Source organism: Pseudomonas sivasensis, assembly GCF_052938085.1.
Genome location: NZ_CP176442.1, coordinates 5260211 through 5273567 on the forward strand (window position 1 = coordinate 5260211; position 13357 = coordinate 5273567).

Sequence of the window (13357 nt, forward strand, 5' to 3'; positions counted from 1 at the left end):
TTTAAAAGGTAGAGACGTCCACTCCCCTGCTACCGCACTCGGAACAGGGGCTGATAAATCAGCAAGTTAGCCTGACGAGGCTGCGCTCATGGCTCGGATTGATACCGCGTTGCCGGTATGGACGAGCTGCTTTTCGCGACCACATTCGCCGACAGCCAGGAATGGCATTGCCGCTCGGAAATGTGTTCGCCGACAAAAGAAAAAAGGAGTCCGCCTGTGGCTATTCGCTATGGCAAAGGGCTGATAGGAGGAGTGGTTGTCGTCGCTCTCCTGGCCCTGCTGGTCCACTGGATCGGCATCAACACGATCGAACTGTACCGCGACGATTTGTTGTTTTACCTGCAAGCTCATTTAATCCTTGTTCTAGTCTCCATGCTGGCAGCCCTGATTGTGGGCATCCCCGCCGGTATCCTGCTCAGCCGACCGAACATGGTCGGGCGCGCAGAACGCTTCATGCAGATCTTCAACATCGGTAACACCGTCCCTCCCCTGGCCGTACTGGCCATCGCCCTCGGCGTCCTCGGCATCGGCAGTGGTCCGGCCATCTTCGCGTTGTTTCTCGCGTCCCTCCTGCCCATCGTGCGCAACACCTACGAAGGCCTGAAAAACGTTCAAGGCTCACTGAAAGAAGCGGCCACCGGCATCGGCATGACGCCTCGCCAGGTGCTGTTTCGTGTGGAATTGCCCAACGCCGTGCCGATCATCATCGGCGGCGTGCGCGTGGCGCTGGCGATCAATGTGGGTACTGCGCCGCTCGCGTTCCTGATTGGTGCAAACAGCCTCGGCAGTCTGATCTTCCCCGGCATCGCCCTGAACAATCAGCCGCAATTGCTGCTCGGCGCCGCGTGCACCGCGTTGCTGGCCTTGCTGCTTGACGGTCTGGTGACCATGGCCAGCCGCCTCTGGCTGGAGCGCGGGTTGCGTCCGTCTTAAGGCTTTGCAAAGGAATTCACATGAAAAAACTGACCTTGATATTGAGCTGCGCCCTGCTGTTGGCAGGTATTGCGCAAGCCGCTGAAAAACCGGTGATCCGCATCGGCGCACGGGTGTTCACCGAACAGACCCTGCTGGCCGAAATCACTTCCCAGTACCTGCGCACCAAGGGTTACGACACCCGCGTGACCGGCGGCCTGGGCAGCAACCTGGCGCGCAGTGCCCAGGAAAGCGGGCAACTGGATCTGATCTGGGAATACACCGGCGTGTCGCTGGTGGCCTACAACCACATCGACGAGAAGCTCAACAGCGAACAGTCCTACGCTCGGGTCAAAGAACTCGACGCGAAAAAAGGCCTGGTCTGGCTCTCGCCATCGCGCTTCAGCAACACCTACGCCCTGGCACTGCCAGAGAAAGTGGCTGAAGAGCATCCTGAGATCAACAGCATCAGCGACCTCACCAAAGCCATGGCGCAAGACACCAAGGAACACCGCCTGGTGGCCCTGGACACCGAGTTCGCCAACCGCTCCGACGGCTTGGCCGGCATGGTCAAGCTGTATGACATGAACCTGACCCGCAAGAACACGCGGCAGATGGACGCCGGCCTGGTCTACACCGCCTTGCGTAATGGCCAGGTGTTTGCCGGTTTGGTCTACACCACCGACGGTCGCCTGAACGCCTTCAAGCTCAAGCTGCTGGCGGATGACATGCACTACTTCCCGGACTACACCGCAGCGCCGGTGGTGCGTCAGGAATACCTCGACAAGCACCCGCAACTGGCTGCCGAGCTCAAGCCGCTGGCCACTCTGTTCGACGACGAAACCATGCGCCAGCTGAATGCGCGGGTCGACGTCGACCATGAAAGCCCATCCGCTGTTGCCGCCGATTTCCTGCGCCAACATCCCATCAACTAAGAAGGAGAAGACATGGAATTCCTGAACGCCTTTTCCCATCTTGATTGGGCCCAAGTCCTGCACCTGACCTGGCAGCACATCACCCTGGTCGGCATCGCGGTAATTCTGGCAATTGTCGTGGGTGTGCCCCTGGGCGTGCTGATGACGCGCTTCCCGACCTTGGCTGGCCCGCTGCAAGCCAGCGCCACGGTGCTGCTGACCGTACCGTCCATCGCGCTGTTCGGCCTGCTGCTGCCGTTCTACTCCAAGTTTGGCCAGGGCCTGGGGCCGATGCCGGCGATCACCGCCGTGTTCCTCTACTCCCTGTTGCCGATCATGCGTAACACCTACTTGGCGCTGACCGGCGTCGAACCGGGCATTCGCGAGGCCGCCAAAGGCATCGGCATGACCTTCGGCCAGCGCCTGCGCATGGTCGAACTGCCCATCGCCGTGCCGGTGATCCTCGCCGGTGTGCGCACCGCCGTGGTGATGAACATTGGCGTCATGACCATCGCCGCCACCATCGGCGCCGGTGGCCTGGGTGTACTTATTCTGGCTTCCATCAGCCGCAGCGACATGTCGATGCTGATCGTTGGCGCCGTGCTGGTCAGTCTCCTGGCCATCTTCGCCGACCTGCTTCTGCAATGGCTGCAACGCTCGCTGACTCCAAAAGGACTGCTCAAATGATCGAACTTCAAAACCTGACCAAGACTTTTCAAAGCAACGGCAAAACTGTTTCGGCCGTGAACGACGTAAGCCTGACCGTCAACGAAGGCGAGATTTGCGTATTCCTCGGCCCTTCGGGCTGCGGCAAGAGCACCACGCTGAAAATGATCAACCGCCTGATCAAGCCGACCTCGGGCAAGATCCTGATCAACGGCGAAGACACCACCGACCTCGACGAAGTGACCCTGCGTCGCAACATCGGCTATGTGATCCAGCAGATCGGCCTGTTCCCGAACATGACCATCGAGGAAAACATTGTGGTCGTGCCCAAGCTGCTCGGCTGGGACAAGCAAAAATGCCACGACCGCGCGCGCGAGTTGATGAGCATGATCAAGCTGGAGCCTAAGCAGTATCTGCACCGCTACCCGCGTGAACTGTCGGGCGGCCAGCAACAGCGGATCGGCGTGATTCGCGCACTGGCGGCCGATGCGCCGTTGTTGCTGATGGATGAGCCGTTCGGCGCGGTCGACCCGATCAACCGCGAGATGATCCAGAACGAGTTCTTTGAGATGCAACGCGCGCTGAACAAGACCGTAATCATGGTCAGCCACGACATCGACGAAGCCATCAAGCTGGGTGACAAGATCGCGATCTTCCGGGCCGGCAAGCTGCTGCAGATCGACCATCCGGATACGCTGCTGGCGCACCCGGCCGATGAGTTCGTCAGCAACTTCGTGGGCCAGGACAGCACCCTCAAGCGCCTGCTGCTGGTGAAGGCCGAAGACGCGGCGGACAACGCCCCGTCGGTGAGCCCGGAAACCCCGGTGGCCGATGCCCTGGAGCTGATGGACGAAACCGACCGCCGCTATGTGGTCGTCACCTGCGCCGAGAACAAAGCGCTGGGTTATGTACGACGTCGCGACCTGCACCGTCAGACCGGCACTTGTGGCCAGTACCTGCGCGAATTCAACGCCACGGCGGCGTATGACGAGCACTTGCGCATCCTGTTGTCGCGTATGTACGAGTTCAACCGTTCGTGGCTGCCGGTGATGGATGCCGAGCGGGTGTTCCTGGGTGAAGTGACCCAGGAGTCGATTGCCGAGTACCTGAGCTCCGGTAAGTCCCGTGGGGGCAAGACCAGTATCGTTTCGCCGGCTGAGACAGCCTTGAGCTGATGCACAGTTAGACCCATTCACGCTGAAACGGCCCATCACTGTTCGAGTTTTCCACAAACCCGGCAGTGCATGAGCCGAGTCAGGACGCGATAAGCCGCGCAAATCTCATTCTAACTAAGCCTTAAAGACTGTCAGAACTCACAGGTTCCAAGGATTCAGGAATAGGTTCCAATGCGCCTCGACACATCGAAACGCTCTTGCACCTAACGTCTTGAACCTACGAGGCTCCCTATGAGTACGAAAGAATCGGCCACTCCAATCTCCGGGAAAAAACCCGGGCCCCAGCGGAAATGATCATCGGTGGAATCGCTGAACCACAGCGTGTCAAACGAGGCGAAGACTTCAAATTGACGATCGCTGCCCAGCTCGTGGACGAACGCGGCACCGCGATTCCAAACGTCACCACAACCTGGAGTACAAGCACATCAGGGGCCAGCTTCGCATCAGGCCCGGGGCCACTGAACGGTACGCTGACGGTAAGGAATGTACAGAGCACTACAAACGTTTCATTTATCGTTTCCACGGCTCAATACCCGGACATTAAGAAGACCCATAGCTTCACCCTGATTCCGTTCTGACGTTTTGTTGGCTGATTGCCCCACGCTGATAGCCTTCGTGGCGAAGGCACTTACTCCTTCGCCACGAAAGCGCTGAATCCCCTTCAATTTTCCCCTTTTGGGGAACATCAATCCGTCACACCTGTCGGTTACATAAGTAGCTGCACGCCATCGCGCGACGAACGCGTGCAAAAACGCGACATTTTTAGTTGATCTCAAGCCCCTCACGCCCTAAAGTTCGCGCCGAACGTCCATGCTGGAAACGATCCATCCGGCTCAAGTACTGACGACGAGACAGCAAGGCCAAGGGACGCAGTTGATCCCATGGCCTTTTTGCTTTCGGCGACATGCCTTGGGAAGTAGGCGAACCAAAGTGGGGATACGGAGGACGTTCATTTGCACCCATTGCTAATTTTAGTTTGCCCTTAGGAGTTCCCAGCATGTCGATCAACGTCGAAGATTATTTCGCGCGCGCCACTTTTGACAAAATGAAGGCGTTCGCCGACAAGCAAGAAACCCCGTTCGTGGTAATCGACACCGCGATGATCAGCCAGGCCTACGATGACCTGCGCGCCGGTTTCGAATTCGCCAAGGTGTATTACGCGGTCAAGGCCAACCCTGCCGTCGAGATCATCGACCTGTTGAAAGACAAGGGTTCGAGCTTCGACATCGCCTCGATCTATGAGCTGGACAAGGTCATGGACCGTGGCGTCAGCGCCGACCGTATCAGCTACGGCAACACCATCAAGAAATCCAAGGACATCCGCTACTTCTACGAGAAGGGCGTGCGCCTGTTCTCCACCGACTCCGAAGCCGACCTGCGCAATATCGCCAAGGCCGCGCCGGGTTCGAAAGTGTATGTGCGCATCCTCACCGAAGGCTCGACCACCGCTGACTGGCCTCTGTCGCGCAAGTTCGGCTGCCAGACCGACATGGCCATGGACCTGCTGATCCTTGCCCGTGACCTGGGCCTGGTGCCGTACGGTATCTCGTTCCACGTAGGCTCCCAGCAGCGCGACATCAGCGTGTGGGACGCGGCAATCGCCAAGGTCAAAGTGATCTTCGAGCGCCTGAAGGAAGAAGACAACATCCACCTCAAGCTGATCAACATGGGCGGCGGCTTCCCGGCCAACTACATCACCCGCACCAACAGCCTGGAAACCTACGCTGAAGAAATCATCCGCTTCCTCAAGGAAGACTTCGGCGACGACCTGCCGGAAATCATCCTGGAGCCAGGCCGTTCGTTGATCGCCAACGCCGGTATCCTGGTCAGCGAAGTGGTGTTGGTTGCACGTAAGTCCCGTACCGCCGTCGAGCGTTGGGTGTACACGGATGTGGGCAAGTTCTCCGGCCTGATCGAAACCATGGACGAAGCCATCAAGTTCCCGATCTGGACCGAGAAGAAAGGCGAGATGGAAGAAGTGGTCATCGCCGGCCCAACCTGTGACAGCGCCGACATCATGTACGAAAACTACAAGTACGGCCTGCCGCTGAACCTGGCCATCGGTGATCGTTTGTACTGGTTGTCGACCGGTGCCTACACCACCAGCTACAGCGCAGTTGAGTTCAATGGCTTTCCGCCGCTGAAGTCGTTCTACGTGTAAGTAGCCGGCCAATAAAAAACCCATGACGTGTCATGGGTTTTTTTATGCCTGTGATTTGTCATCACCCGTTGCGTCACGCAGATAACTCACGCAACGCCGCCGTCGCCAGAAACCCTGACCGCGACGCATAGCGGTGATCCTTTTGCACTCGCTCATCAATGCGCTGCAACAACTGTTCCGGCAAAGAAGCATTGAACCGCACCGATCTCCCCAGATAAGGGGTGAGATCAAAGTCGACTATCGCCCATACGCCACCGGCAAAATCCGGGTTATCCCAATGGGCATCAACCTCCTGCGCATGGGGAAGTGTTTCCTGGTCTGCAACCAGCCCTTCCAGATGCAGTGCGAGTGCCTCACGGACATTATCCAGCGCTTCGGAAAACGACCCACCAGCCGAAAAACACCCTGGTACGTCGGGGACCGTCACGCTGTAGTCCGAGTCAGCATCTTTATGTACTACCACGGGAAACTTCATTGTTCCTCCTTTGAACGAGCCTCACAGAACTCATTCAACTCATCAATCGGGGCCATCACTTGAGACCTGCTGACTTGAAAATACTGTGCAAAGTGCCCTTTGCAATTTCCGACTTGGGATGAGGAACGGTCACTCGCCCTCGCTTCACCGGGTGTTTGAACTGGTGATGACTGCCCTTTACTGCCACCTCAAACCAACCATCCGCAACCAGCAGCTCAATCACCTCTCGACTTCTCATCGCCTCACCCTTCAGTGTGTATATTACACACCGCCATTAGGCAATGCGCTTTTTTATACACACGAGACACACCAATGAAAAAGCCCGCTTAACGTATAAGCAGGCTCGCGTGAGGCAATGATGACGATGTGTAAATCCTTTTCGCCAGCGAAGTAATGTCAGTTTCTATGCCACGGACTGTTAAAAGCTTTTGTGCACTATGAAAGTATCGCAGCCCGCTGTTGATAGGCCTGCGCCATCGCACGAATACGCGGATCATTCGCCGCTGCCAGCGCCTTGTGCGCCGTGCGCAGGAACTTCAGATTACCGCCCGCCAACGCCTTGCGCAGCCACTCCAGCGCCGCCTCGATCTGGCCTCTGTCGGCCAACACCGCCGCATAACTGAACTGCCCGCGAAAATCCCCGCCTTCGGCTGAGCGGCGGTACCACTCAACGGCTGCATCCAGGTCCTTCGGGCAAAACTGGCCTTCTTCCAGGTAGCGCCCCAGCAGGTTCATCGACTTGGCGTGCCCCTGCTCCGCCGCCTGGCGATAACACATCAGTGCTTGCTGCTGATCTTCAGCAACACCACGGCCGGTCGCCAGTAAGTTGGCGTAGTTGTACTGCCCCCAATCCAATCCGGCCTGCGCCGCCAAGCGGTACTCCCGCACCGCCGCCGCTTCATCGACGGCACAGCCCCAGCCATGCTCAAGGCAACGCCCGGCCATATTACGGGCCATCAAATGCCCGCTCTGAGCCGCGATGCGGAACCAGCGCAATGCCAGCGCTTCATCGCGTGCAATGCCGCGTCCCTCCAGCAGGATTTGCCCGAGCAAGGCCTGGGCATCCACCACACCTTCCTTCGCTGCGATCAGAATCGCCTGGGCGGCGCGTACCGGTGAGTCGTCGAGCATGCCTTGCAGTTGTTCGACGTTGAGCACCTCTTCGCGGCGCAATAGGAAGCCCATGCTCAGACCTCTACCCAGCGACGCAGCAGGTTGTGATAGGTGCCGGTGAGCTGAATCAGCGCGGGATGATCGGGCACGTCGCGGGTCAGTTGCTGGATCGCGCCGTCCATCTCGAACAGCAACGTGCGCTGGCTGTCTTCGCGCACCAGGCTTTGGGTCCAGAAGAACGAGGCATAGCGCGCGCCACGGGTTACGGCGTTGACTTTGTGAAGGCTGGAGCCGGGGTACAGCACCATGTCGCCGGCGGGCAACTTGACCCGTTGCAGACCGAAAGTGTCCTGGATCTCCAGTTCGCCGCCGTCGTATTCATCCGGGTCGCTGAAAAACAGCGTGGATGAAAGGTCGGTGCGCACCCGCTCGTGACTGCCTTTAGGCTGACGCACGGCGTTGTCGATATGGAAGTCGAAACTGCCACCGGCGGTGTAGCAGTTCAGCAACGGAGGGAACACTTTGTGTGGTAACGCCGCTGACATGAACAGAGGGTTTTGCCACAAACGTTCGAGCATCGCCGCGCCGATTTCCTTGGCCAGCGGGTGGCCTTCGGGCAATTGCAGATTGTGTTTGGCTTTGGCGGACTGATGCCCAGCGGTAATTTTTCCGTCGGCCCAATCGGCACTTTCCAGGGCTTGGCGGATGCGCTGCACTTCCTCGCGAGAGAACAGGCCGGGAATGTGCAGCAGCATGGGGCAATACCTGTAGGCAGAGAGGCGCCAATGGTATTGATTCTTATCCTCCCTGTAAAACGCCATGACGGACGAGTCCGTAAAAACCGTAAGCCAAAAGTGTAAAGAATGTAAATTCAGCGCAATTAGCAATGTATCGCAATTGATATGAATACTTGTTCACCCTATATTCCGCGGCCTCACATCCTTGGGGAAAGGACACGTCATGTCGCGCACTACGCTAAAAACAACTGCCAGTTCACCGCGTTTGCTGGCCTCGGCCATCGGCGTCGCCCTCGGTGCCAGTTCTGTCGCCCATATGGCGCAAGCGGCCGAAGACACAGAACAAAAAGGCCAGCGCAACAGCATCTCCCTGGGCGCCACCAGCATCACCGGGGAAGAACAGGACGCTACCTCCTACCAGGTCGAGAAAGCCTCTTCGCAGAAATACACTGCGCCTCTGGTGGACACGCCACGTTCCGTCACCGTCGTGCCGCAACAAGTACTCAAGGACACCGCCGCTACCTCGTTGCAGGATGCCTTGCGCACCGTACCGGGCATTACCTTCGGCGCCGGCGAAGGCGGCAACCCTCAAGGTGACCGTCCATTCATCCGCGGCTTCGATGCCCAGGGTGACACCTACCTGGACGGTGTTCGCGACACCGGCGGCCAGAGCCGTGAGATTTTCGACATCGAGTCCATTGAAGTCAGCAAAGGCCCGAACTCCTCTTTCGGCGGTCGTGGCTCGGCCGGTGGCAGCCTCAATCTGGTGAGCAAAACCCCGCAAGCCCGGGACTTCACCAACGGCGGTTTCACCTACGGTTCCGACCAGACCCGTCGCTACGTGCTCGATGTAAACCGCCAGTTCCTCGACGACAGCGCCGCGTTCCGCCTGAACCTGATGACCCATGAGCAGAACGTGGCCGGCCGTGACGCCGTGAATTACGACCGTTGGGGCGTGGCCCCGTCGCTGACCTTTGGCCTGGGCACCCCGACCCGCGTCAACCTCAGCTACTACCACATGGAAAGCAACGACCTGCCGGATTCGGGCATTCCCTACGGCTATAGCTCGTCGACCGCCACCACCCGCGGCCATGACAAGCCCACCGACGGCGGCGACAGCAATAACTTCTACGGTCTCAAGGATCGTGACTTCCGAAAGACCCGCGCCGACATCAGCACAATCTCCATTGAGCACGACCTGAACGACGACATGACGCTGAAAAACACCCTGCGCCATGGCAGCACCGGCCAGGACTACGTCCTTACCCAGCCCGACGACAGCCAGCGCAACGTCAACCGTTTCGGTACCGTTTGGCGCCGCGCCAACACCCGCGTGTCGACCACCACGACCACCACCAACCAGACCGACCTGTTCGGCAACTTCCAGGCCCTGGGCTTCAAGCACAGTTACTCCACCGGTCTGGAATTCACTGGCGAAGAAACCCGCGTCAGCGGTTACACCGTCAGCCCGAACACCAACCCGACCTGTACCGTGGCCGCCGGCAGCCTGGGCGGTCAGTGCACCTCGCTGAGCAACCCGAACCCGGATGACGCCTGGACCGGCAGCATCGCGCGCAACTACAACGGCACCAACACCAAGGCCACCAGCCGCGCCGCCTACGTGTTCGACACCATTGAGCTGGACCCGAAATGGTTGCTGAACGTCGGCCTGCGCTACGACACCTTCGACACCGAAGCCAACACCAATGCCGTCCCCTCCTCGACGGTCAAGGCACGCAGCAAGGTCAAGGACGACAGCCAGTTCTTCAACTGGCAGGCCGGCCTGGTCTGGAAGCCGTTGGACAACGGCAGCATCTACACCTCCTACGCCACTTCGGCATCGCCGGCCGGCGGCCTGGTGGGTGAAGGCGTCGACAACAACGCGATCCCGACCGGTATCAACACCAGCGACCTGAAACCCGAAGAAACCGTCAACTACGAGCTGGGCACCAAGTGGGACCTGTTCCACAACCGCCTGTCCCTGGCTGCAGCGGTGTTCCGCACCGAGAAGAAAAACACCCGCATTCTGGTGGATTCCAACACCTACGAAACGGCGGGCGAGTCGCGAGTCGATGGCCTGGAACTGTCGGCCAGCGGCAAGATCACCGATCAATGGCAAGTGTTCGCCGGCTACAGCTACCTGAAAGCCGAACTGGTTGACCCAGGCAAAAACGGTAACCGCCAGGGCGTGGTCCAGGCCGGTTCCAACAAAGGCAACCAAATGCCCAACACCCCGAAGAACGCCTTCAGCCTGTGGACCACGTACGACGTAACGCCGAAGCTGACCGTCGGCGGTGGCGCGTTCTACGTCGACCAGGTTTATGGCGATGCGGCCAACACCGTGTACGTGCCGTCCTACACTCGCTACGACGCCATGGCCAGCTACAAGCTGACCAAAAACGTCGACCTGCAGTTGAACGTGCAAAACCTCACGGACAAGACTTATTACGACAAGGCCTACGCCTCGCACTTCGCCAACCAGGCGGCTGGGCGCACGGCGCTGGTGTCCACCAGCTTCCACTTCTAACCACCGCTCCACATAGCAAAAAGCCCCACGCATCGGATGCGTGGGGCTTTTGCGTGTTAAACAGAATGTTTCTCGACAGGCCACGGCATAATGCGCGCCGTGCCCTACATACCCAGATAGACGAGGCGGTCAGACGTGTTGAAGAAAACCCTGTTCCAGTTGCACTGGTTCTTCGGCATTACTGCCGGACTGGTGCTGGCCTTGATGGGGATCACCGGGGCTGCGGTTTCGTTCCAGGATGAACTACTGCGGGCTCTCAACCCGCACGTACTGAGCGTAGAAAAACGCGAAGCCGGCGTACTGCCGCCTGCCGAACTGGTGCGCAAACTGGAAGCCACCGAAGGCAAGACCGTGTCCATGCTGTTCGTGGAAAGCGAAAGTGGCAACGCCGCGCGCGTGTTCTTTACCCCACCGCCGGGTGAGCGACGTGGCCAACTGCGCTACTTCGATCCCTACACCGGCGACTACATGGGCGACGCGGTTGGCCAGGACTTCTTCGGTTTTATCCTGCAACTGCACCGCTTCCTCGCCATGGGTGAAACCGGGCGAAATATCACGGGCGCCTGCACGCTGATCCTGGTGTTTTTCTGCCTGTCCGGCCTGTACCTGCGCTGGCCGCGCCAGGTGGCAAACTGGCGCGTGTGGCTGACCTTGGACTGGCGCAAAAAAGGCCGCAGTTTCAACTGGGACCTGCACTCGGTATTCGGCACCTGGTGCCTGCTGGCTTACTTGCTCGCGGCGCTCACCGGGTTGTCCTGGTCCTACGACTGGTACAGCCAGGGCCTGAACAAACTGCTGTCCGATGCGCCGCAAACCGAGCGGATGCGCAAGCGCGGCCCGCCGCCGGAAGGCCCGGCACCGGTCGCCAACTATGACGCGATGTGGAGCAGCATCTACAGCCAGGCCGGCCCGGGTTTGAATGCCTATAACATCCGCATGCCCGCCATTGCAGGGCAACCGGCGACCGTCTACTACCTGTTGAAAGACTCGCCCCATGACCGCGCCCTCAACCAGATCAACCTGGACCCGGCCACCGGCGAGGTCAAATCCCATGACCAGTACGCCAGCAAAAGCTTCAAGGCGCAGTTGTTGACCAGCATCTATGCGCTGCACACCGGCAGTTACTTCGGCCTGGCCGGGCGAATCATCCTTACCGTCAGCTCATTGCTGATGCCGCTGTTCTTCATCACTGGCTGGTTGCTGTACCTGGACCGTCGCCGCAAAAAACGCCAGGTGCGCGACGCCCGCAACGGCCTCAGCGCCAACCACAGCGACGCTCCGGCCTGGCTGATCGGCTTTGCCAGCCAGAGCGGGTTTGCCGAGCAACTGGCCTGGCAGACCGCCGGACAATTGCAGGCAGCTGGCCTGCCAGTGAAAGTGCAGTCCTTGGGCAGTGTGAGCCAGGACGATCTGCGCCAATCAGAAAATGCGCTGTTCGTGGTCAGCACCTTCGGCGACGGCGAAGCCCCGGACAACGCCCGTGGTTTTGAACGCTCAGTGCTCGGCCAGGACCTTTCCCTCAAGGGCCTGAATTACTCGGTGCTGGCCCTGGGTGATCGTCAGTACGAACACTTCTGCGGCTTTGCCCGGCGCCTGCATTTCTGGCTGACCAACCAGGGCGGCAACCCGCTGTTCGCCCCGGTGGAAGTGGACAGCGGCGACACGGCCGCGCTGCTGCATTGGCAACAAGAGCTCGGACAGTTAACCGGTCAGGCACCGGCCGCTGCATGGCCGACGGCCCAGTACGAACACTGGACACTCACCCAACGCAGCCTGCTCAACCGCAACAGCACGGGCTCGGACGTTTACCTGCTCGGCCTCACCCCGCCTTCGCCACAAAGCTGGCAAGCCGGCGATTTGGTAGAAGTGCTGCCCCGCAACTGTCCATGGGCCATTGAGCACTTCCTGAGTGGGCTTGGCCTGACCGGCACCGATGGCGTGTTGATCGACGGTTTGGCCACTCCACTCGCTCAAGCCCTGGCCACGCGCCAACTGCCGGGAAACCGTGCGCATCTGGTGGGCATGCATGCCCAGGCGCTGGTGAACGCATTGGCGCCCTTGGGCATGCGCGAATACTCCATCGCCTCGATTGCCAGCGACGGCGTGCTGGAGTTGATCGTGCGCCAGGAACGCCACCCCGACGGCAGCCTGGGCCTGGGTTCCGGCTGGCTCACCGAACACGCAGCCCTCGGCACGGGCATCAGCCTGCGCCTGCGGCGTAACAGTGGCTTCCACCTGCCGGACGTCCCAGTGCCGCTGATCCTGCTGGGCAATGGCACCGGTCTGGCGGGCTTGCGCAGCTTGCTCAAGGCGCGGATTGCCGATGGCCAGCAGCGCAACTGGCTGCTGTTCGGCGAACGCAATATCGCCCACGACTACCTGTGCCAGGACGAACTGCAAGGCTGGCTGGCCAGCGGTGATTTGGCGTTGCTGGACCTGGCATTCTCCCGCGATCAGGAAGAGAAGATTTACGTGCAGGACCGCCTGCGCGAATCGGCCGATGTGCTGCGCAAATGGCTGGCCGATGGCGCAGCGATTTACGTGTGCGGAAGTTTGCAGGGGATGGCGGCCGGGGTGGATCAGGCGCTGGTCGACATACTGGGAAGTGAAGCGGTGGAGCGCTTGATCGAACAAGGTCGCTACCGCCGGGATGTCTACTGATGTGATCCAATGAGGG

11 protein-coding genes are annotated in these 13357 nt (G+C 59.6%); 7 read left to right on the plus strand and 4 right to left on the minus strand.

Translation table 11 applies throughout. The features are described from left to right. The first annotated feature begins 180 nt into the window (after nt 1-180). The 5 genes from ACKZ62_RS24280 to ACKZ62_RS24300 all read left to right on the plus strand — a co-directional run bounded on the left by ACKZ62_RS24280 (nt 181) and on the right by ACKZ62_RS24300 (nt 5828). Nucleotides 181-933 carry an ABC transporter permease gene (locus ACKZ62_RS24280; protein WP_242460935.1) on the plus strand — a complete coding sequence of 251 codons (753 nt, stop codon included), beginning with the start codon at nt 181-183 and terminating at the stop codon, nt 931-933. 20 nt (nt 934-953) lie between these two features. Beyond that, nucleotides 954-1847, plus strand: coding sequence for a glycine betaine ABC transporter substrate-binding protein (locus ACKZ62_RS24285; protein WP_032886219.1), 894 nt, complete (start codon nt 954-956; stop codon nt 1845-1847). A 12-nt stretch (nt 1848-1859) separates the two neighbouring features. Then, nucleotides 1860-2513 (plus strand): ABC transporter permease, encoded by a 654-nt coding sequence (locus ACKZ62_RS24290; RefSeq protein WP_027604864.1) that lies wholly within the window; start codon nt 1860-1862, stop codon nt 2511-2513. After that, the gene (locus ACKZ62_RS24295; protein WP_032886218.1) at nt 2510-3667 is read left to right on the plus strand and encodes an osmoprotectant ABC transporter ATP-binding protein OsmV; all 1158 of its coding nucleotides are present in this window, start codon (nt 2510-2512) and stop codon (nt 3665-3667) included. Before ACKZ62_RS24290 ends, ACKZ62_RS24295 begins: the two co-directional genes overlap by 4 nt. Before the next feature lie 997 nt (nt 3668-4664). Further along, the gene (locus ACKZ62_RS24300; RefSeq protein ID WP_032886216.1) at nt 4665-5828 is read left to right on the plus strand and encodes a type III PLP-dependent enzyme; all 1164 of its coding nucleotides are present in this window, start codon (nt 4665-4667) and stop codon (nt 5826-5828) included. A 73-nt stretch (nt 5829-5901) separates the two neighbouring features. Here ACKZ62_RS24300 and ACKZ62_RS24305 read toward each other — a convergent pair whose 3' ends face one another. The 4 genes from ACKZ62_RS24305 to ACKZ62_RS24320 all read right to left on the minus strand — a co-directional run bounded on the left by ACKZ62_RS24305 (nt 5902) and on the right by ACKZ62_RS24320 (nt 8171). Then, on the minus strand, nt 5902-6303 hold the full coding sequence (locus tag ACKZ62_RS24305) for a type II toxin-antitoxin system HicB family antitoxin (protein WP_095183816.1): 402 nt from the start codon (nt 6301-6303) through the stop codon (nt 5902-5904). Nucleotides 6304-6358: 55 nt separating this feature from the next. After that, on the minus strand, nt 6359-6541 hold the full coding sequence (locus ACKZ62_RS24310; RefSeq protein ID WP_095183815.1) for a type II toxin-antitoxin system HicA family toxin: 183 nt from the start codon (nt 6539-6541) through the stop codon (nt 6359-6361). A gap of 197 nt (nt 6542-6738) precedes the next feature. Continuing rightward, a complete protein-coding gene (locus ACKZ62_RS24315; protein WP_122680378.1) occupies nt 6739-7488 on the minus strand; it encodes a tetratricopeptide repeat protein in 750 nt (249 codons plus the stop codon). A 2-nt stretch (nt 7489-7490) separates the two neighbouring features. Then, nucleotides 7491-8171 carry a Fe2+-dependent dioxygenase gene (locus ACKZ62_RS24320; protein WP_032886214.1) on the minus strand — a complete coding sequence of 227 codons (681 nt, stop codon included), beginning with the start codon at nt 8169-8171 and terminating at the stop codon, nt 7491-7493. Between the two features lie 205 nt (nt 8172-8376). Between ACKZ62_RS24320 and ACKZ62_RS24325 the strand changes: the two genes are divergently transcribed. Both ACKZ62_RS24325 and ACKZ62_RS24330 read left to right on the plus strand, forming a co-directional pair. Beyond that, on the plus strand, nt 8377-10680 hold the full coding sequence (locus ACKZ62_RS24325; RefSeq protein ID WP_447095925.1) for a TonB-dependent receptor: 2304 nt from the start codon (nt 8377-8379) through the stop codon (nt 10678-10680). 135 nt (nt 10681-10815) lie between these two features. Continuing rightward, a complete protein-coding gene (locus tag ACKZ62_RS24330; RefSeq protein WP_447095926.1) occupies nt 10816-13341 on the plus strand; it encodes a PepSY domain-containing protein in 2526 nt (841 codons plus the stop codon). Nucleotides 13342-13357: the final 16 nt, after the last annotated feature.